The 19963-nt window shown below is 71.0% G+C and carries 20 protein-coding genes; 11 read left to right on the plus strand and 9 right to left on the minus strand.

The features are described from left to right. Positions 1–159 precede the first annotated feature (159 nt). Positions 160–543 carry a DUF4902 domain-containing protein gene (locus tag QRD43_RS03785; protein WP_285981138.1) on the plus strand — a complete coding sequence of 128 codons (384 nt, stop codon included), beginning with the start codon at positions 160–162 and terminating at the stop codon, positions 541–543. Positions 544–552: 9 nt separating this feature from the next. On the opposite strand, the gene QRD43_RS03790 is transcribed toward QRD43_RS03785, so the two are convergent. Further along, entirely contained in the window at positions 553–1410 is an 858-nt protein-coding gene (locus tag QRD43_RS03790; protein WP_285981139.1) for an alpha/beta hydrolase, read from the minus strand. Positions 1411–1574: 164 nt separating this feature from the next. Between QRD43_RS03790 and QRD43_RS03795 the strand changes: the two genes are divergently transcribed. Further along, positions 1575–2423, plus strand: coding sequence for an enoyl-CoA hydratase-related protein (locus QRD43_RS03795; RefSeq protein ID WP_285981140.1), 849 nt, complete (start codon positions 1575–1577; stop codon positions 2421–2423). Between the two features lie 17 nt (positions 2424–2440). On the opposite strand, the gene QRD43_RS03800 is transcribed toward QRD43_RS03795, so the two are convergent. Next, positions 2441–3193 carry a tetratricopeptide repeat protein gene (locus tag QRD43_RS03800; protein WP_285981141.1) on the minus strand — a complete coding sequence of 251 codons (753 nt, stop codon included), beginning with the start codon at positions 3191–3193 and terminating at the stop codon, positions 2441–2443. A 141-nt stretch (positions 3194–3334) separates the two neighbouring features. Here QRD43_RS03800 and QRD43_RS03805 point away from each other — a divergent pair, with 141 nt between their 5' ends. After that, the gene (locus tag QRD43_RS03805) at positions 3335–4114 is read left to right on the plus strand and encodes a DUF4184 family protein (protein ID WP_285981142.1); all 780 of its coding nucleotides are present in this window, start codon (positions 3335–3337) and stop codon (positions 4112–4114) included. A gap of 21 nt (positions 4115–4135) precedes the next feature. Here QRD43_RS03805 and QRD43_RS03810 read toward each other — a convergent pair whose 3' ends face one another. Then, complete coding sequence (locus tag QRD43_RS03810; protein WP_285981143.1) at positions 4136–4504, minus strand: VOC family protein; 369 nt, start codon at positions 4502–4504, stop codon at positions 4136–4138. Positions 4505–4656: 152 nt separating this feature from the next. Here QRD43_RS03810 and ppk2 point away from each other — a divergent pair, with 152 nt between their 5' ends. The 3 genes from ppk2 (at position 4657) to QRD43_RS03825 (ending at position 8194) form a co-directional block, all read left to right on the plus strand. Further along, positions 4657–5853 (plus strand): polyphosphate kinase 2, encoded by a 1197-nt coding sequence (ppk2, locus tag QRD43_RS03815; protein WP_285981144.1) that lies wholly within the window; start codon positions 4657–4659, stop codon positions 5851–5853. Between the two features lie 312 nt (positions 5854–6165). Next, on the plus strand, positions 6166–7101 hold the full coding sequence (locus tag QRD43_RS03820; protein ID WP_285981145.1) for a hypothetical protein: 936 nt from the start codon (positions 6166–6168) through the stop codon (positions 7099–7101). Positions 7102–7147: 46 nt separating this feature from the next. Beyond that, entirely contained in the window at positions 7148–8194 is a 1047-nt protein-coding gene (locus tag QRD43_RS03825) for a polysaccharide deacetylase family protein (protein WP_285981146.1), read from the plus strand. Positions 8195–8263: 69 nt separating this feature from the next. On the opposite strand, the gene metW is transcribed toward QRD43_RS03825, so the two are convergent. The 5 genes from metW to sppA all read right to left on the minus strand — a co-directional run bounded on the left by metW (position 8264) and on the right by sppA (position 13344). Continuing rightward, entirely contained in the window at positions 8264–8845 is a 582-nt protein-coding gene (gene metW / locus QRD43_RS03830; protein WP_285981147.1) for a methionine biosynthesis protein MetW, read from the minus strand. Further along, a complete protein-coding gene (metX, locus tag QRD43_RS03835; RefSeq protein ID WP_285981148.1) occupies positions 8845–9981 on the minus strand; it encodes a homoserine O-succinyltransferase MetX in 1137 nt (378 codons plus the stop codon). The genes metW and metX overlap by 1 nt, the downstream gene beginning before the upstream one ends. A 125-nt stretch (positions 9982–10106) precedes the next feature. Then, positions 10107–10910, minus strand: coding sequence for a substrate-binding periplasmic protein (locus QRD43_RS03840; protein WP_285981149.1), 804 nt, complete (start codon positions 10908–10910; stop codon positions 10107–10109). 193 nt (positions 10911–11103) lie between these two features. Beyond that, positions 11104–11469 (minus strand): hypothetical protein, encoded by a 366-nt coding sequence (locus QRD43_RS03845; RefSeq protein ID WP_285981150.1) that lies wholly within the window; start codon positions 11467–11469, stop codon positions 11104–11106. An 18-nt stretch (positions 11470–11487) separates the two neighbouring features. After that, a complete protein-coding gene (sppA, locus tag QRD43_RS03850; protein WP_285981151.1) occupies positions 11488–13344 on the minus strand; it encodes a signal peptide peptidase SppA in 1857 nt (618 codons plus the stop codon). A 206-nt stretch (positions 13345–13550) separates the two neighbouring features. Between sppA and QRD43_RS03855 the strand changes: the two genes are divergently transcribed. Then, a complete protein-coding gene (locus tag QRD43_RS03855; RefSeq protein ID WP_285981152.1) occupies positions 13551–15203 on the plus strand; it encodes an FMN-binding glutamate synthase family protein in 1653 nt (550 codons plus the stop codon). 139 nt (positions 15204–15342) lie between these two features. Continuing rightward, the gene (locus QRD43_RS03860) at positions 15343–16032 is read left to right on the plus strand and encodes a response regulator (RefSeq protein WP_285981153.1); all 690 of its coding nucleotides are present in this window, start codon (positions 15343–15345) and stop codon (positions 16030–16032) included. Between the two features lie 32 nt (positions 16033–16064). Here the strand turns inward: QRD43_RS03860 and QRD43_RS03865 are convergent, their stop codons facing one another. Further along, a complete protein-coding gene (locus tag QRD43_RS03865; RefSeq protein ID WP_285981154.1) occupies positions 16065–16694 on the minus strand; it encodes a glutathione S-transferase family protein in 630 nt (209 codons plus the stop codon). 242 nt (positions 16695–16936) lie between these two features. Between QRD43_RS03865 and QRD43_RS03870 the strand changes: the two genes are divergently transcribed. The 3 genes from QRD43_RS03870 (at position 16937) to QRD43_RS03880 (ending at position 19917) form a co-directional block, all read left to right on the plus strand. Continuing rightward, a complete protein-coding gene (locus QRD43_RS03870; RefSeq protein WP_285981155.1) occupies positions 16937–17500 on the plus strand; it encodes a GNAT family N-acetyltransferase in 564 nt (187 codons plus the stop codon). A 99-nt stretch (positions 17501–17599) separates the two neighbouring features. Further along, positions 17600–17998, plus strand: a complete 399-nt coding sequence (locus tag QRD43_RS03875) for a BlaI/MecI/CopY family transcriptional regulator (protein ID WP_285981156.1) — start codon at positions 17600–17602, stop codon at positions 17996–17998. Positions 17999–18003: 5 nt separating this feature from the next. Next, a complete protein-coding gene (locus QRD43_RS03880; RefSeq protein WP_285981157.1) occupies positions 18004–19917 on the plus strand; it encodes a M56 family metallopeptidase in 1914 nt (637 codons plus the stop codon). Positions 19918–19963 lie beyond the last annotated feature (46 nt).

A 19963-nucleotide genomic window follows, 5' to 3' on the forward strand; every position in this document is an offset into this window, starting at 1 on the left:
GGCAACTCTGTCGGTTCGCACGGATTGTGCGGACGTGTCTGCCCCGGCGCCGCTGTCACGCTTGACAGTAGCCATGCGCCGTCACGGCAAGGAGACTCGCGCCCAGATTCGGACAGAAGCAGCTCGATGCAGCCTCCCTCGCACAAGTCACCGGCCTTGATGAACTGGACCGCGAGGTCCTGGCCGGCTGTCCTGTGGTCCGTAAGCAGCAAGACGGCGCTGAAGTTTGCGCACCTGCAGACCACGCGTCTCACGAGCGTGGATGCCAGCATGGGTTGCGTCGCCTACGGGCGCACGCTGTGGGCCTGCATCAACAGCGTGGATGCGATTGGCCTCGGTTGGGAATGGGCGCAGCTGGACTATCCGCAGAACTGCCTGCTGGTCGCCGATGCGATGTCGGTTGCCAGCAATCTGCGGTTTGTCGACGCGGCGATGGAACGATTCGTCAGCGCGAACAGGTCCACCGTGTATCTGAACACCTTGGTAGCCGCGCTGGACTGGCGCGCCGAAGTCGCCCGCCAAGCCGGACTCAAGCTCGACTAGCCCCGCGCCTCAGCGCTTCTCCAGCCAGCCCCTCAAACGCTCGAACACCTGCTGCTGCTCGGGCTCGTTGAAGATCTCGTGGTAGAGCTTGTCGAAGCACTGGGCCTGGACGATGGCCTTGGGGGCGGTGGCGGCGAAGCGGCTGGAGCCGGCAGGGGCGACGCAGCGGTCGGCACCTGCCCACATGAGCAGGGTCGGGAGCGTCCACTCGGCAGCACGGGCCAGCACGGCCTCGCCGCCGCGGGCGATCAGGGCGGCCAGCGTGGGGGTGATGCGGTTGTGCACGAGCGGATCGAGCTGGTAGGCGCTGACCACGTCCTGGCTTCGGGAGATCCACGCCGGCTTCAGGCCGTTGCCCACCGCTAGGTGCGGCACCAGGGGCAGGGTGGCGGCAAGCAGGCCGCGCTGGAAGGCACTCATCTCGACCGCCAGCGCAGGAGAACTGAGCACCAGGCCGTCCAGCGGGCGGAACCACGGCGCCGGGCGACCGTCCGGCCCCGGCAGGCCGCCCGCGGCGAAGCGCGCGGCGATCAGGCCGCCCATGCTGTGTCCGAGCATCACCAGCCGGCCGGCGCCCAGGGTCTCGTCGGCGCGCAGCTCGTCGATCACCAGGGCCAGGTCTTGCTCGAAGCGCCTGTCATGCGGCAGGTCGCCACGCGGGCCGCCGGAGGCGCCGTGGCCTCGCTGGTCAAGCCCGACCACATGCCAGCCCCAGTGGTTCAGGTGCGCCGCCACGTGCTCGTAGCGGCCGATGTGCTCGCCCAGCCCATGGACGATCAGGACCGTGCCTTGCGCCGGGCCCATGCCGGTCTTGTTCCATTGCCGCCAATGCAGGGGCACGCCATCATCAGTCTTCAGGGTTCGCATGCGGCGAAGTGTAGGCAGGGCCCGGCACGGCTCTCCCTGGGGCAAGCCCTGGGAAACGTGTGCTTTGACCTAGGGGCAGCTCTCCAGCCTTGTCGCCTGGGCGATGGCCGACACCCCAGGAGGCGCTAGGCTTGGCGCCTTCACACCGCTTGGCAAGGACTTCCATGAGCGCTTCGGACTACTTCGACCTGGACCTGCAGGAGGACGGCATCGCCCGGCTGACGCTGAATCAGCCGGCGCGCATGAACACCATGGCGCCGGACTTCTTCCCGGCCTTCCGTGATGCCATCCAGCGCCTGCACGACGAGGGCGGAACCCGCGTGCTGGTGATCGCGTCCACCGGCAAGCACTTCAGCGCCGGCATGGCCCTGCAGACCTTCGCCGGGCAGGGCGGCCTGCTGGACACGGGCGATGCCCGCGCGCGGCTGTCGTTCCAGGAATCGCTGCGCCGGCTGATGGCCTGCTTCTCGGTGCTGGACGAGGCGCGCTTCCCGGTGATCTGCGCCGTGCAGGGCGGCTGCATCGGCGGCGCCTTCGACCTCGCGGCAGCCTGCGACATCCGCCTGTGCACGGCCGACGCCTTCTTCAGCATCCAGGAAACGACCATCGGCATGGCGGCCGACCTCGGCATTCTTCAGCGCCTGCAAGGCCTGATGCCCGCCGGCATGGCGCGGCAGATGGCCTACACCGGTGAGCGGCTCGGCGCCGAGCGCGCCCTGCAACTGGGCCTGGTGAACGCCGTGGCGCCGGATGCGGCCGCGCTGCTCGAGCAGGCACTGGCGCTGGCCCGGCAGATCGCGCTCAAGTCGCCGCTGGCCATCGCCGGCAGCAAGCTGGCGCTCAACCACGCGCGGGACCACGGCGTGGCGGCGTCGCTGCAGCAGATGAGCCTGCTGCAGAGCGCCATCTTCGACACGGGCGAGATGGGCCGCGCCATCGTGGCCTGGCAGGCCAAGCGCGAGGATGCGGGCTTCGCGCCGCTCAAGCCGGTGGCGTCGCTGCCCGAGGGCTGACGCCCGCCCGTGCCCGCTCAGCCGGCACGGCCGAGCTGGTCCAGGGCGGCCTCGGCGGCGGCAATGGCGTGGCGGTTGACGTCGCGGGCATGGGCGCTGCTCAGGCGCGCGTCCTTCAGCACCTGCTCCAGCACCGGGCGGGCCTCCGCCCTGCGATTGCTGGCCAGCAGGAACTGGCCCCAGGCGCTGTGCGTCTCGATGCCGCTGTGGGTGCGCAGGGCCACCTCGAAGGCGGACTCGGCCTCCTCGGGATGGACCACGGCCAGCAGGCGAGCCATCAGCAGGGCGAGCTCACCGCTGAAGCGCGCCGGCTGGTCCGCGAACAGGCGACGCAGGCTGGCCACGGCCGCCGCTTCCTGGCCCGCCGCCGCCTGGCAGCGCGCCAGACCGCTCAGCGCCGCCGCGTCATGCGCGAAGACCCCCTGCGCGCAGGCCTGGAAGTGCGGCAGCGCCTCGCCGGCCTGGTCCGCCTCCAGCAGGGCCTGCGCGAGCCGCAGCCGGTTGCCCATGCTGGGCGTCTGTTCGAGCGCCAGGCGGGCCTCGCGCAGCTCGCGCTGCGGGTCGATGATCTGGCGCAGCGCGGCGCCGGCCCGCCGGCCCAGGCGGCTGTGACGCTGCTCGGGCAGGAACTCGGCAAAGAGGTAGACCAGGCTGCCCAGGAAGGGGAAGGACAGCAGCACGAAGAGCCACACGGTGTTGCGGCCGGTGCGCACGGCGTGCACGGCAAAGAAGATCGCGATGGCGACGTGCAGGAGGGCGAGGAATGGCATGGGATCTCCCTGGAAGGACGGCCTCGGAGCGGGCGTTTGGCCGGCACTATATCGAGCGAGGCGCCGCCGCGCCCCCTCGCCATCCCGAACGGCAGGCCGACGCCGCGCCCGTAGCATGCGTCAGCTGCCTGGATCGACACCATGCCCTGGACCTTCGCCCATCCCGCCGCGGTGCTGCCGCTGCGCCGCCAGTTTCCCGACCCCCGCCTGCTCGCGGCGCTGATCGCGGGTGCCCTCGTGCCGGATCTGGCGTATTACCTGGGCGGGCTGCTCGGGCCGGTCGACGCCGGGCGCTGGGGCCGCTGGGCCCATGCGCCGGGTGGATGGCTGCTGGTCGATACCCCGCTGGGCGGCCTGATGGCGGGCCTGTTCCTGGCGGGGCGGTCGTGGATCGCCGCGCCGCTGCCCCAGCCCTGGCGCGGCGGCCTGCAGGCGCTGCCTGGCCTGCGCGACGCCGACCTGCGCTGCCTGGCGCAGCTGCTCCCGGCCAGTGCGGCCGGTGCGGCCACGCATCTGCTGTGGGACGGCTTCACCCATGCGCCCGGCTTCTTCGTGCAGCACCTGGCCTGGCTGCGCACGGAACTGGGCCTGCTCGATGGGCGACCCTGGCAGCTGTTCAACGTCCTGCAGCATCTCAGCACGCTCGTGGGGCTGGCCGTGCTGTGGCGGATGCTGGCCGCATGGCGCCGTCGCCTGGGCCCTCCGGAAGCGGACGGCGCCGAGCCCGCGGCGGAACGCCTGCGCCGGGCCGCCCTGCTGGGCCTGCTGGCGATCGCCGGCGTCCTCGGTGCGCTGCTCGCCCGGCCGGATGGCGGCTGGCAGGGGGAGCTTCATGCCTGGGTGGTCCGCAGCGTCGTCCTTGCGACCGGGCTGGCGGCACTGGGCTATGCCCTGCTGGCCGTGTGGTGGCGGGCGCGCTGAGGGGCCGCCCGCCGCAGGGGCTCAGCCCATGCAGAAGGCGTTGAGCTTGTTGCCGTCGAGATCGCGGAAGTAGCCCGCATAGAAGCCGCCGCCGCGCAGCCCCGGCGCGCCTTCGTCCTTGCCGCCCAGGGCGAGCGCCTTGGCATGCAGGGCCTGGACCTTCTCCTGGCTGTCGACCACCAGGGCCACCATCACCCCATTGCCCACCGTGGCGGGCTGGCCGTCGAAGGGGCGCAGGACGCCGAAGCCCGGCGTGTCGTGACTGACGCCCCAGGCGTAGCCGCGGTCGAACTCCATCAGGCGCTTGCCGCCGATGACGGCGAACAGCTCGTCGTAGAAGGCCGCGGCGCGCGGCAGGTCATTGGTGCCCAGGGTGGTGTAGCCGATCATGGGGGGCTCCTCGTCGTCGTGAATGGGAAAGAAGCAGTCCGTGAAGCCTACACGTTTGCGGCCGCCGGGCGGAGGAGGCTTGACCCGAATCAAGGACGAGGGCCGCCAACGGTGCGAACGTGAGGGTTTGATGACAGCCCCCGGAGTCCAGGATGCCTACCCGCCGAACCCCGCCCACCACGGCCACCCCTGCGCGCAAGGTTGCGCCGAAGCCGGCGTCGACGTCTGCGCTGAACGGCGTGCAGGCGCCCCAGCCGCGCCGGGCGGGTGCGGGCGACACCAGCGGCAGCGGCCAGCCCGAGCGCATCGCCCGCCGCGTCGCTGCCGACCGGGTCGAGGCCGCGCAGGCCCGGGAGCTGGAGGCGCTCAAGGACATCGCGCAGACGGGGGCGACCGGCGGTCTGGCCAGCTCGGTGAAGAGCCTGCTGGCGGGGGCCTCGCCGGATGACGCCCTGGCGCTGCGCCAGGCGCTGCTGGCCGAGCTGCAGGAGCTGCCCGGCACGGGACGCCATCCCGACGATGAGCTCTCGCCCACCTGGCGCCGCGGCGGCTATCCGTACAAGAACCTGATGTCCCGCAAGGCCTACGAGAAGCAGAAGTACCGCCTGCAGGTCGAACTGCTGAAGTTGCAGGCGTGGGTGAAGGCCACGGGCGCGAAGGTGGTGATCCTGTTCGAAGGGCGGGATGCGGCAGGCAAGGGCGGCACGATCAAGCGCTTCATGGAGCACCTGAATCCTCGCGGCGCCCGCGTCGTGGCGCTGGAGAAGCCAAGCGAGGTCGAACGCGGCCAGTGGTACTTCCAGCGCTACGTGCAGCACCTGCCGACGGCCGGCGAGATCGTCCTCTTCGACCGCAGCTGGTACAACCGCGCCGGCGTCGAGCGCGTGATGGGCTTCTGCTCCGATGCCGAGTACCAGGAATTCATGCGTCAGGCGCCCGAGTTCGAGCGCAACCTGGCCCGCTCCGGCATGCACGTGATCAAGTTCTGGTTCTCCGTCAGTCGCGAGGAACAGCGCCGCCGTTTCAAGGAGCGCCGGGCCCATCCGCTCAAGCAGTGGAAGCTCTCGCCCATCGACCTCGCCTCGCTCGACAAGTGGGACGACTACACGCGGGCGAAGGAGGCGATGTTCTTCCACACCGATATCGCCGAGGCACCCTGGACCGTCGTGAAGTCCGACTGCAAGAAGCGCGCGCGCCTCAACGCCATGCGCCACGTCCTGCACCAGCTGCCCTATGCCAACAAGGACCTCGAGAAGATTGGCCAGCTCGACCCGCTGCTGGTCGGCCGTGCGAACGTGGTCTACGAGCGTGGCGAGAACCAGTCCGCCCCCGGCCCGGACAAGGCCTGAAGGAAATCAGTCGTAACGTTAGTGTCAACACGCTGCGCCACTGCGCGGCGTGTGAGGGCGCCTTCTGACGAGAGGCCGGCGCACCCCGCCAGCGCCTCGTGAGACGCCCCATCCGCCCCGCAGGAGGGCCCCACGCGCGGGGCCCCCGCGCCCCCGCGGAGCGTGCGGATCCGGCCGCGCCGGCCCATCACGCCTGCCCCGCCGGTGGCGGGCTGGCGAAGCCCGTCGGAGGGGAATGGTGGATCGCCCGCTCCGGTGCATGGGTATGTCGACGGGTATGATCAGACGCCCCCACTCCCGTTGCCCTGCACCATGGAAACCGTCTTGCCGCAAGAGGTCCGCGCCGATGCGCTTCGCGTCCGCGAACGCGTGCTCGGCAGTCTCGGCCCGGGCGACTGGACGGCGCAGGTGGCCGCATTCATCGAGCAGTTCGCCGTGGTCGGCCCGCTGGACCACTACGGCCACGTCCCGGCGGCGGCCGAGGCCACGCTCGCGGCAGTGCGCCAGACCGGCGGTGAACCGGCCGTCACGCCCTTCCTGCAGGCGGCGCTCGCCGGGGCCATCGCGCGCAGCCTCGACAGCGGCGCCGTGGCAGCGCTGCCGCCGAGAGTCCGTGGCCACCAGCTCCGGCAGTTCCAGCGCATCCTCCGGGAGCTGGTGCCCGACGGCCCTGCGCTCAACACCGACCAGGACGTGTTCCGCAAGGACATGGGCCTGGCGACCCTGCGGCTGATGGCCGCCGCCGCCCAGCTGATCGACATGCGCTGCGGTGTGCCCCGCTCGCTGCTGACGCGCCAGGACTGGGGCACCGCCGCGAGGGGCCTGCTCACCTTTGTGCAGCTCGGCGGCTTCAAGCCCTACATGCAGATCCACACGCACAAGTCCTACCTCGATGAATTCAACGAGGACGGCTGGGCGGAGTGCTACCGCTGCTGCGCCGAGCTGTGCACGGCGCATCCCGAGCTGCGGGGCATGTTCGGCAGCAGCTGGTTCTACGACCCCGTGGTCATGGAGATCAGCCCGCGCCTGTCCTATCTCCAGTCCGTCCCGCGCCAGGGGGGCGCGCACCTCTGGTATTTCGCCACCGGCGGCGATTCCATCGGCAATGCCACGGCCACGTCACCGAGCCGGCGCAAGCTGTACGAGGAAGGCCGCTACGTTCCCAAGTCCTACATGATGGTGTGGGGGCGCGAGGCTCTCATCGAGTGGGCGCGCCTCGACGCTGCTGCCGCACCGGCGGCGCCTTGAGGGCCTGCGGCCCCTGCCGGCCCGACATCCATCTCCCGTCACGCCCATGAATCCTGCCAAGCGCCTTGTCTATGGTGCCGCCCGCGCGCTCGGGCTGTTTGCGCTCGCACGCCATCTCACGCGGCACCGGGTGCGCATCCTCTGCTTCCACGGCGGCAGCCTCGGTGACGAGCACCGGTTCAACCCCCTGCTGTTCTGCACGGGCGAGCACCTGGCCCGCCGCCTGGCCTGGATGGACGCCCACGGCTTCAGCTGGGTGAGCCTGGACTCGGCCACGGACATGCTCAAGGGCGCCGCTGCACGCCCGCGCCTGCCGGTGGTGCTGACCTTCGACGATGGCTGGTATTCCACCGCCCAGGTCCTCGGCCCCGTGGTGGCGCGCCATCAGGTGCCGGCTGTGCTCTACCTGTGCACGAGCCACTTCCAGCGCGGCGAGCCCGTTCCCGACGTCAGCATGGCCTACCTGGTCTGGCAGGCCGGCGCGCGTGTCGTGCACCTGGACGGCGTCGATCCGGCGCTGGATGGCCGCTACGACCTGGCCGATCCGCCGTCGCGCAAGGACTTCCTCGCCCGCGCCATCCGCTGGGTCCGCGAGGCGGGCGCGGGCGATGTCAGCGCGCGGCTGGACCTGCTGGCCGGCGCGCTGGGCCAGAGTCCCAGGTCGCTCGACCTGGCCAGCCGCCGCTTCAGCTATCTGGACGGCCACGAGCTCCAGGCCCTGCGGGCCCAGGGCTGGTCCATCGAGCTGCATGGCCATGAGCACCGCTATCCCGCCGGCGACCCGGCCGCGCTGGCGCAGGACCTGCAGCGCTGCCAGGCGGTCTTCGCCTCGCAGTCGCTGCCCCCCGGGCGGCACTACTGCTACCCCAGCGGCAATCACGACGCCGCGGCGCACGAGCTCATGACGCAGCATGGCGTGGAGACCGCCACCACCTGCCTGCCCGGCCTGTGCCCCGAGGGTGATGCCCGTGCGCTGCACTACCTGCCGCGCTTCCTGGACGGCGCGAACATCCCGCCGCTGGTCTTCGAGGCGGAGATGAGCGGCTTCGCCGACGGCGTGCGCTGGCTGGCCCGCCTGGGCCGGCGCGGCTGAGCCGACACCTGAGCCGACACCTGAGCCGACACCTGAGCGCCCGCCCGCCCCGCCCGGCGCGGTCGAGACTCAGCCGCGGTCGAACTTGAAGACGGCCATGCTGGCCATCAGGTTCGGCCAGCGCCGCACGACCTGGCCGTCCTGCACGCCGAAGCTGTCGAGGAGACGCAGCCGGTTCTTGCGCGCCAGGATCTCGAAGTCGGCGTAGGTGCCCACGCGGATGTTGGGCGTGTCATACCACTCGTAGGGCAGGGTCCGCGTGACCGGCATGCGGCCGGCCAGCACCTGCAGGCGGTTGGGCCAGTGCGCGAAGTTGGGAAAGCTCACGATGCCCACGCGGCCCACGCGCGCCGTCTCGCGCAGCATGGCCTCGGCATTGCGCAGGTGCTGCAGGGTCTCGAGCTGCAGCACGACGTCGAAGCTCTGGTCCTCGAAGACGGACAGGCCCTCCTCCAGGTTCAGCTGGATCACGTTGACGCCGCGGCGTGCGCAGGCCAGCACATTCGCATCGGACAGCTCCACGCCGTAGCCCGTGCAGCCGCGCTTTTCCTGCAGCCAGGCCAGCAGCTCGCCCGTGCCGCAGCCCAGGTCCAGCACGCGGGAGCCTTCGGGCACCAGGGCGGCGATGGTCTCGATCAGGGGGGTGCTCATCAGCGGAACTCCTTGGCGATGCGCTCGAAGTAGGCGCGCAGCACGCCGTGGTAGCGGGGATCCTCCAGCAGGAAGGCGTCGTGGCCGTGCGGGGCGTCGATCTCGGCGTAGGAGACGTCGCGCCGGTTGTCCACGAGGGCCTTGACGATCTCGCGCGAACGGGCCGGCGAGAAACGCCAGTCGGTCGTGAAGCTGGCCAGCAGGTACTTGCAGCGGCTGCTGGCGAAGGTGCGGGAGAGGTCCCCGCCGTGCTCGCGGGCCGGGTCGAAGTAGTCCAGGGCGCGGGTGATGAGCAGGTAGGTGTTGGCGTCGAAGTACTCGCTGAACTTGTCGCCCTGGTGGCGCAGGTAGCTCTCGATCTGGAACTCGATGTCCTGCGTGCTGTAGCCCAGCTCGGCGGCGCGGAGCTCCCGGCCGAACTTCTGCTCCATCACGTCGTCGCTGAGGTAGGTGATGTGCCCGATCATGCGGGCTACGCGCAGCCCGCGCTTGGGGATGGCGCCGTGCTCGTAGAAGAAGCCGCCATGGAAGTCCGGGTCGGTGACGATGGCGCGGCGCGCCACCTCGTTGAAGGCGATGTTCTGGGCCGAGAGGCTGGGCGCCGTGGCGATGGCGATGCAGTGCCGCATGCGGTCCGGGTAGCGCAGGGACCAGTCAAGCGCCTGCATGCCGCCCAGAGAGCCGCCCAGCACGGCGGCCAGCTGCGTGATCCCGAGGGCGTCGAGCACGCGCGCCTGGGCGTCCACCCAGTCGTGCACCGTGACCACGGGGAAGTCGGCACCATAGATGCGGCCGGTGTCGGGGTTCGTGTGCATCGGGCCCGTGGAGCCGAAGCAGGAGCCGAGGTTGTTGATGCCGATGACGAAGAAGTGGTCGGTGTCCAGCGGCTTGCCGGGGCCGACGAGGTTGTCCCACCAGCCCTCGCTCTTCTCCTGCCCGGCATAGGTGCCCGCCACGTGGTGGCTGGCGTTCAGCGCGTGGCAGACGAGCACGGCGTTGGACTTGTCGGCGTTGAGCTGGCCGTAGGTCTCGTAGACCAGCTCGTAGTCGCGGATCCGGGCGCCGCTGCGCAGGGGCAGGGGCGCCTCGAAGCGCATGCGCTGGGGCTGGACATCGCCCACCGATGCTGTGGCCATCTGGACTCTCCAAAAACAAAAACCGGCTCCGCGAAAGGTGCGGACGCCGGTTTGCAGGAGCGCCCCTCTTTAGCGGAATTTATTGAGCGCCCGCAATTCGGAACAAATCGGCGCTGTGCGGCGGATTATAGGCCGCCGGACCCCTGCAGCACGCCCATGCGCTGCAGCAGGCGCTGGTGCTCGCCGTCGCGGCGGAGCTTCTCGAAGGCCTCGAGCAGCGGCTGGATCTCGCGGTCGGTGAGGTCCGGGCTGCCCACCAGCCAGATCTCGCTCTGGTCGTAGCTGGGGCCCACCACCCAGTCCTGGGGCGCCTGGCCGGCCGCCTGCAGTGCGGCCATCACCACGGGCACGGCGCCGTAGATCAGGCCGGCGCTGCCCTCCTCCATGCGGCGCAGGATGTGCTCGTAGCCGGCCTCCTGCGAGACGTGGCGGAAGCCCCGCTTGTGCAGGCTGTCGCTGCTGAGGGCCCCGCGCAGCGTGAGCACCTTGGTGCTGCGCGCACGGGCCTCGTCGATGCCCTGGGGCCAGCGGCTGCGAGGGCCGATGAGGGCGTAGCGGTGGGTGTACAGCGGCACGAGCCAGCGGTAGAGCAGCTCGCGTTCGGGCGTGCGGGCCAGCGGCGCCATGAGCACCTGGTGGCCGGTGCGGGCCATCAGCGTGGCGCGGGCGAAGGGATAGAAGTGCGGCTGCAGGTCCCATCCGGCGCGCTCGCACAGCAGCACGAGGAAGTCGCCCAGCGGTCCGGGGGCATCGCGGCCCTGCGGGCTGATCACGGCCGGGAAGTCCGCGGTGACGAGCTCCATGGCGCCGGCCGGCACCGCCGTCATCGTCCAGGCGAGCGCGCAGCCCGCGGCCAGGCGGCGGGCCAGCCCGTGCCCCGGTCGGGCGCGACACCAGGGCGGGCGGGGAAGGGGAGGCGAGGAAGGCATGCCGGCATCTGCAGTGCGAGTCCGCGATCCGGGCATTGGAACCCAGGGACGCCCGCTCCGGCAAGCGCTCCGGCAAGCGCAAAGGGGGGCACCTTGGGGGGTGGCGCCGGGCGGCGCCACCGGGGCAGGGGTGGGTCAGGGGCAGGGGCAGCGGCCGGGCAGGGCAGGGCAGGGCAGGGCGCCGCCCCGGCGCTCAGTCTTCCTGCTTGGATCCGGGCAGGGCGGCCGTGAGGCCCAGCAGGCCGGCGACGATCAGCACGTACCAGATCGAGGCCGTGGCCTCGAGCTTCAGCACGCCGGCGCTGGACAGCACCAGCAGGGCCGCCGCGCTGCCGGCCAGCAGCAGCAGGGTGGCCCCGGCGGCGCGGGTGACCAGCAGGCTCTGGTCCTTGCGGGCGGCCATGGCGAAGAGCACATAGCCCAGCAGGCTGAAGAGCGGGAAGAAGACCCACAGGGCCATGCCCGCGGTGATCGGGGCCACGTGCAGCGGCTCGGCCAGCAGGGCGGCCCCGCTGAACAGGCCCAGCAGCAGCAGGAAGGCGGCGGCGATGCGCATCATGTCAGGCTCCTCCGAGGATCAGGGGGCCGTGCACAGGCAGTGCACGGTGGTCGAGAAGGGCTTGCGGCCCTCCAGCAGCTCGCTGACCATGGCCAGCTCCTGCTGCGACTGCATCACGCCGGCCGGCACCTGGAAGCCCAGCTGCGCGCGCACGGAGGCGGCAATGTTCGGGGCCAGGGCGCTGCCCAGGCTCTCGAGCAGCTTCTCGAGCTTGCCGGGTTCCTTCTCGATGTAGCTCACACGCGGCTTGGCGTCGAGCTTGGCGCGCTTGGCGGCGGCCTGGATGGCGTCGTCGAGGCTGCCCAGGCGGTCGACGAGACCGCGCTCCAGCGCCTGCTTGCCGGTCCAGACGCGGCCCTGGGCCACGGCATCGATCTCCTCGACCTTCTTCTTGCGGGCCTGTGCGGCCTTGCCGGTGAACTCGTCGTAGATGTGCTGGATGCTGCTCTGGACGGCCGAGGCCATGCGTGCGTCGAGGCCGGTGCGGAAGTCGTAGCCCTTGCCCAGCCAGGTCGTGGTGTAGCCGCCGGTGTGCAGGGAGAGCTTGTCCATGAGCTTCTCGCCCGTGGGCAGCAGCGCGAAGACGCCGATGGAGCCGGTGATGGTGCCGGCGTCGGCGATCACTTCGTCGGAGGACATGGAGATCCAGTAGCCACCCGAGGCCGCGACGTCACCCATCGAGATGACCACGGGCTTGCCGGCCTTCTGGGTCAGCTCCAGCTCGCGGCGGATGATCTCCGAGGCGAAGGCGCTGCCGCCGGGCGAGTTCACGCGCAGCACGACGGCCTTGACCTGCTCGTCCTCGCGGGCCTGGCGGATCAGCTCGGCGGTGGAGTCGCCGCCGATGGTGCCGGGGGCGGCGCTGCCGTCCTTGATCTCGCCCTGGGCCACGACCACGCCCACGGCGGGGCCGACGGGCAGCGCGGGCTTCTGGCGGGCAAGGTAGTCACCCAGGCTGACGCGGGCGAAGCTGTGGCCCTTCTCGTCCTTGGCGCCGCGCTGCATCAGCAGGGCGCGGACTTCGTCGCGCGTCTTGATGCCGTCCACCAGCTTCTGCTGCAGGGCCAGCTTGGCGAGGTCACCGCGCACGGCGGCCAGGTCCTTGTCGGCCTGCTCGATGCTGCGGGCCAGGCTGCCGGCCTCCAGCTTGCGGGCCTTCTCGATATCGGCCAGGAAACCGTTCCAGAGCTCGTTGTAGAGGTAGCTTTCCGCTTCCAACGACGCCGGGGACGGTGCGTTGGCGATATAGGGTTCGCCCGCGCTCTTGTAGGTGCCCACGCGCAGCAGGTTGGGCGTGACGCCCACGCGCTCCAGGGCGTCCTTGTAGTACAGGCGCTGGCGGCCGAAGCCTTCCATCATCACGCCGCCCATCGGGTGGATGAAGATCTCGTCGGCCTGGGCGGCCAGGTAGTAGGCGCGCTGGCTGTAGTTGTCCCCGTAGGCCAGCACCTTCTTGCCGCTGGCCTTGAAGCGCTGCAGGGCCGCCGCGACCTCGTGCAGGCCGGCGAGGCCGGCGCCGCTGAAGCCGTCGAGGTCCAGCAGGACCTGGCCGATCCGGGCGTCCTTGCCGGCGGCATCCAGGGCGGTCAGCACGTCGCGCAGGCGCACCTGCTTGGGCTCGATGCCCTGCAGCTGGTTCATCGCCTGGTCGCGGGCCGAGCCGGAGAACTGCTCCACCAGCGGGCCCTCGAAGCCCAGCACCAGGGTGCTCTTGTCGGTCAGGGGCTTGGGGCCGCCGCTGACGAGGCCCCAGATCAGGGCGATCAGCAACAGCAGCAGGATGAGGTTGAACAGCGCACGGCGCATGCCGTCCACCACCCACCAGATCTTCTTCAGCAGCCACCAGACAGGTGAGACGAGGGTCTTGATGCCCATGCGATTCCTCCAGGTTGGGCGCGCGCTCGGCGCAGTTCTTGATGCGCGCCGATTGTGCAGCAAGCCGCCGGCTGTGGCGTGTGAGCAAAGCCATTGCGATGCAGCGTGACAGCGACGCGCTTTGGTGCTGCACTGCAGGCTTGCCGGGCGCCGTGGGGTCGGGTCTTGCGGCCCCACGGCGCCCCGCGCCCGAGGAGACCTCCCGCATGCTGCCCTGGCTCAGAACCGTCGACGACTTCTTCCCCCTGCGTTACCTCAGCTGGTGGCTGTGCGGCCTGGGTGCGGTGCTCAGCGCCGTGGGCACCTGGTACTTCTGGCCGGCCTGGCCATGGTTCATCCTCTTCATGGGCCTGAGCCTGCTGGGCTTCCGCGACGTGCGCCAGACCAAGCGGGCGGTCCTGCGCAACTACCCAGTGATCGGGCACCTGCGCTTCCTGCTGGAGTACATCCGGCCGGAGATGCGGCAGTACTTCATCGAGGCCGACAACGAGGCCACGCCCTTCTCCCGCCAGCAGCGATCGCTCGTCTACCAGCGCGCCAAGGGCGAGCCCGACAAGCGCCCCTTCGGCACGCAGAAGGACGTCGGCGCCGCGGGCTACGAATGGATCAACCACTCCATGCAGCCCACCGTGCTGCCGGGCCACGACTTCCGCATCACCATCGGCGAGGAACGCGCGCAGCCCTACTCGGCCAGCGTGTTCAACATCTCCGCGATGAGCTTCGGCGCGCTGTCGGCCAACGCCATCCTCGCGCTCAACGCCGGGGCGAGGCAGGGCGGCTTCGCGCATGACACGGGCGAGGGCTCCATCAGCCCCTACCACCGCCAGCACGGCGGAGACCTGATCTGGGAGATCGGCTCCGGCTACTTCGGCTGCCGCACGCCGGAGGGGCGCTTCGACCCGGAGAAGTTCGCGGCCAACGCGAACGACCCGCAGGTCAAGCTCATCGAGATCAAGCTCAGCCAGGGCGCGAAGCCGGGCCACGGCGGGGTGCTGCCCGGCGCGAAGGTGACGCCGGAGATCGCCGCCACGCGCGGCGTGCCCGTGGGCGAGGACTGCAACTCGCCGGCTGCCCACACGGCCTTCTCGACGCCGATGGAGCTGATGCACTTCATCGCCGAGCTGCGCCGGCTCTCGGGCGACAAGCCGGTGGGCTTCAAGCTGTGCATCGGCCACCCCTGGGAGTGGTTCGCCCTGGCCAAGGCCATGCAGGAGACCGGCATCGTGCCGGACTTCATCGTGGTGGACGGCGCCGAGGGCGGCACGGGCGCCGCGCCCCTGGAGTTCACGGACCACGTCGGCGCGCCGCTGCAGGAAGGGCTGCTGCTGGTGCACAACACGCTGGAGGGCCTCGGGCTGCGCGAGCGGGTGCGCATCGGCTGCGCGGGCAAGGTCGTCAGTGCCTTCGACATCGCCCGCGCGATGGCGCTCGGCGCCGACTGGTGCAACTCGGCGCGGGGCTTCATGTTTGCGCTGGGCTGCATCCAGGCGCAGGCCTGCCATACCGGCAGCTGCCCCACGGGGGTCACCACGCAGGACCCGCTGCGCCAGCAGGCGCTCGTCGTGCCGGACAAGGCCGAGCGTGTCTACCGCTTCCACCGCAACACGCTGCACGCGCTGCAGGAGCTGGTGCAGGCGGCGGGGCTCCTGCATCCGGGCGAGATCAGCGCGAACCACATCGTCCACCGCATCAGCCCGCACGAGGTGCGGCTGCTGACCACGCTGCTGCCCTTCGTGCGGCCCGGCGCCCTGCTGGAGGGCGAGCTGCCGGGTGCCGTGTTCAAGACCTACTGGCCCATGGCCAGCGCGGCCAGCTTCGAGCCGGCGCGCCCGTTGCGCCGCGGCTTCCACGGGCTTTGACGCGGATCAGCATCCGTGCCGAGCCCCGCGCCTGCGGGGTGGTCAAGGCCCTCCGATTGGGGAGAATCCGCGGCTTGTAACGAATTGCACGCCCGTCGTGCCGGCCCGTCCTTCCCTGTCGCCGTTCCCGTCCGCGCCCATGTCCTCGGTCTTCCTGCTTCGCCACAGCCAGCGCTCCCTGCAGCGCGCGGCGCTGGACTTGGCGGACACCGGCTGGCAGTGCCTCGGCACCAGCCAGCACTGGCAGGAGGCGGCCGCCAGCCTGCGGCATGCCATGCCGGCCTATCTGGTCAGCGATCTGCACCTGAGCGACGGCCATGCCAGCTGCCTGCTCCAGCAGCTGAGCGCCCTGCCACCCGGCGTCGTGCGCCCGCGCGTGCTGCTGATCAGCGACGCGGTCGATGAGCTGACGCTCTTCCCCACGCTCAGCAGCGGCGGCCATGCCTATCACCTGGACCAGCCCCGCGGCCCCAGCCTGCAGGACAGCCTGCAGGCGCTGGAGCAGGGGCGGGCGCGCATGTCCCCGGCGATCGCGCGGGAGGCGCTGCACAGCTTCGGCGCCCCGCGCCGGCCCGTGAGCGAGGCTCGCCGCCTCGAGGCCGGGCTGGACCGTCAGCCCCTGGCGATGCTGAGCCTCATCAGCCGCGCGGAGCAGGCCCTGCTGAGCCTGCTGTCCCACGGCCTGCTGGTCGAGGAGATCGCCGACGCGTGGTACGTGCTGCGTGAGGAGGTGGAGCGCCGCATCGCCCGCCTCTATCGCAAGTTGCATGCGCTGTGCCCGCCGGCCCATGTGATGGCGGGCGGCGACCGCTGCCTGCTCCCGGCCTGACCCCGATCTGACGCGTCACGCGCCCACGGCGCTCAGGCGCTGGGCGGTGCCGTGTCGATGAAGCTCTGGCGCGTGCCCAGCTTGGCGAGGTGACGCGCCAGGTTCGGGTGGTCCTCACGCCACGTGATGGCGGGGAAGCGGAAGTCCAGGTAGGCCAGGGCGCAGCCGGTGGCGATGTCCGCGAGGCTGAAGTGGTTGCCCGAGCACCAGGGCTTCTCGCCCAGGCCGAGGCTCATGGCCTTGAGGGCGGCTTCCATCTTTTCCAGCTGGCGATCGATCCAGGCGGCGCTGCGCTGGGCCTCGGTGCGGCCGGACCAGGTCTGTTCCATGCGGGCGAGGATGGCGGCGTCCAGCAGGCCGTCGGCCAGGGCCTCCCAGGTGCGGACCTCGGTGCGCTCGCGGCCACGCTCGGGAATGAGCTTGCCCACGGGCGACAGCGTGTCCACATACTCCACGATCACGCGCGAGTCGAAGACCGCACCGCTGATGGAGTCCTGCCCTTCCATGACCAGGCAGGGCACCTTGCCCAGCGGGTTCATCTTCATGATGGCATCGGACGCCCAGACGTCTTCCAGCACGAACTGGTAGTCGAGCTTCTTCTCCGCCATCACGATGCGGACCTTGCGGACGTAGGGACTGGTAAGGGAACCGATGAGTTTCATGTGTGGGCAGGGGACTGCTGTCCTCGTTTCGGCGCGATTCTAGGGGCAGAGCCCCCGGCACTCGCTGACAGAGTGTGGCCAATCCGGGCCCCGCATGGGGGATTGAAGAAGGGCAGGAAAGCACGGCTTGTCAGCGCAGGGGCGCGTGGCGACACTCCTGCCCGCAATGCAAGCCCCGCGCCCGCGCCTCATTTCGGTGCGGTGCGCCGCCTGACCCCCTCCTGCCGGATCGGCACGCCCTCATGAGCTCCACATCCCCCGCCCCCGCCGTCCCGCCTGCCGTCACCCTGCGGCATGTCACGGAGTCCGACATGCCGCTGCTGATCCGCGCCGTGACGGATCCCGCCTGGCGCGGCGCCTTCCTGCCCAGCCGGATCACGTCGCCCGCCACGCTGTGGCAGCGCTTCCGCGAGAACGGCTTCTCCAGCGAGGACATGGAGCGCCTGATGATCGTCAACGCCGAGGGGCGCGTCGTGGGCGACGTCGTGCACTTCCCGGCCCACCGCTACTCCACGGCCCGGGAGATCGGCTGGACGGTGTTCGACCCCGCCGACCGCAACCAGGGCTACGGCGCGGCCGGCGCCCGCGCGCTGGTGGACTATCTCTTCCGCAGCCTGCCCATCCACCGCCTGTGCTGCAGCCTCTCGCCCGACAACCTGGCCTCCGCCCGCGTGGCGCAGAAGGCGGGCTTCCATTGCGAGGGCCTGATGCGTGGCGTGGTGTTCTGCGCCGGCGAGTACCTCGACGGAGAGTTCTACGGCATGACCCGGGACGACTGGCGCCTGGCCGGGCAGGGCGCCAACTGACGCCCCGAGTCCGGCGGCCCGATGCTTGAGGCCTGAAGCATCCGGTTTCAGAAGAAAAGTTCTAGACAGGTTGTTCTAGATGCGGCTATGCTGCCCGCCATGAAGACAGCGTCCCCCCTTTCCGCGGCGCCGGCTCCCAAGCCGACGCCTGCCGAGCTGGATCTCCTGCGCGTGCTCTGGCGCATCGGTGCGGCCGATGCCCGGCAGGTCCACGAGGCCCTGCTCGCCGAGCGCCCCGAGGCCAGCTACGCCACCGTGCTGCGCCAGCTGCAGCTGATGCATGCCAAGGGCCTCGTCGAGCGCGACGAAGCCTGCCGGCCGCACCAGTACGCGGCCGCCCAGGCCCAGCAGACGCTGCAGACCCATCTGCTCAAGGACCTCATCGCCAAGGCCTTCGCCGGCTCGGGCAAGGCGCTGGTGATGGCCGCGCTCAAGGGCCATGTCAGCCGCAAGGAGCGTGACGAGATCCGTCGCCTGCTGCAGGGGGACGAGGCGTGAGCGCGATGCTGGAACTTCTCGATTCCCTGCCCTGGCTGCCCGCGCTGGGCTGGGCGCTGCTGAACTTCGTCTGGCAGGGCGCGCTGATCGGCCTGCTGATCGCCGGGGCCCTGCGCCTGCTGGCCCAGGCGCCGGCACGCCACCGCTACCTGGTCTGCGGGCTGGGCCTGCTGTGGTGCCTGGCACTGCCGCTGAGCGCCTGCTGGCAGGCCTGGGCGGCCGCGCCGGGCGAGCTGGAGCAGGCGCTCGAATTCAGCAGTGAGCTGCTGTGGATGCAGGCCATGACCGAGCTCATGCCGCAGGTGGTGCTGGCCTGGGGCGTGGGCGTGCTGCTGATGAGCCTGCGCCTGGCAGGTGGCCTGTGGTGGGTGCGGGGGCTGCGCCGCGAGGCCTGCCCGGCGCCGGCCGCGTGGCAGGTCCGCCTGGAGCAGCTGGCCCGCCGCCTGGGCCTGCGCCGTCCCGTGCGGCTGCTGCTCTCGGACCGCGTCACTGGCCCGGTGGCTCTGGGCCTGTGGCGGCCGCTGGTGATCCTGCCGTGCAGCCTGCTGAGCCACCTGCCACCGCCGCTCGTGGAGGCGCTGCTGGCCCACGAGCTGGCCCATGTGCGCCGCTGGGACTACGGCATCAACCTGCTGCAAAGCCTGGCGGAGGCGCTGCTGTTCTTCCACCCGGTCGTGTGGTGGCTGTCCGAACGCATGCGGATCGAGCGCGAGCAGGTGGCCGACGCTCTCGCGGCCCAGGCCCTGCCCCAGCCCCGCGACCTGGCCCGCGCGCTCCAGCAGTTGAACGACTGGCAGCTGCAGGCGGCCCGGCCGGATGACGAGGCCTGGCTGCAGCACCCGCTGCCGTCCATGCCCCTGGTCCAGGCGGCCCAGGGCAGCCGCGGCGGCCTGCTGCTGCGCCGGGTGCGCGGCCTGCTGCAGCCGCGCGAGCGCCTGCCGGCCTGGAAGCTGGCCCTGCCGACGCTGCTCGTGGCGCTGGGCGGCCTGCTGGCCCAGGCACAGGCCAAGGTCAACGCCCGGGTCGAGGCCGAGCCGGCCGTGGTGGCCGCTCTGCCCCAGCCGGCGCCCTCGGCACCCGCCGCGCCGGTCTCCGCGCCGGCCTCCCTGCCGCTGCCCGACGCCACCGCCGCCACCGCCGCCACCGCCGTACTGGCGGCCCCGCCCGCCAGCGTCAACACCGGCTGGCGCCTGCCCGTCAACGCGCGCCATGCCATGGTGATCGAGGAGGGCAGCGGCCGCGTGCTGATGGCCAAGAACGCCGACGAGACCGTGCCCATCGCCTCGCTGACCAAGCTGGTGACGGCCATGGTCGTGCTGGACGCCCGCCAGGACCCGCAGGAGCAGCTGCGCATCGAGGACGCGGATGTCGACCGCCTCAAGCACAGCGCGTCCTATCTCAAGGTGGGCGCCCGGCTGCCGCGCGAGGTGGCGCTCAAGCTGGCGCTGATGTCCTCCGAGAACCGCGCCGCCTCCGCGCTGGCGCGGGCCTACCCGGGCGGGCTCGAGGGCTTCCGGCAGGCCGTGCGGCGCAAGCTCCAGAGCCTGGGCCTGCAGCACACCGTGATCCAGGAGCCCACCGGACTCTCGCCGGAGAACGTCTCGACGGCCAGCGAGATGGCGCGCATTGCCGCGGCCGCGAGCCGCTACCAGGAGATCAACGCCATCACCAGCAGCGCCCGCGCCAAGCTGCCGGTCAACGGCCAGGCGCGCGAGTTCCACAACACCAACCGCCTCGTGGGCCGCAAGGGCTGGGACATCCTCCTGTCCAAGACCGGCTACACCGAGGAGGCGGGCCGCTGCCTGACCATGCGCATGAAGGAGGCCGGCAAGGCCGTCACCGTCGTGCTGCTGGACGCCGACGGCTCGGCACAGCGCCTCAAGGACGCCGCCGCCATTCGCCGCTCCCTGGGCCGCTGAGCCGGCGCCTTCCCACCCCGCCCGTGCAGACGGGCCGGCATGCCCG

This window comes from Roseateles subflavus (assembly GCF_030285365.1).
GTDB lineage: Bacteria > Pseudomonadota > Gammaproteobacteria > Burkholderiales > Burkholderiaceae_C > Roseateles_B > Roseateles_B subflavus.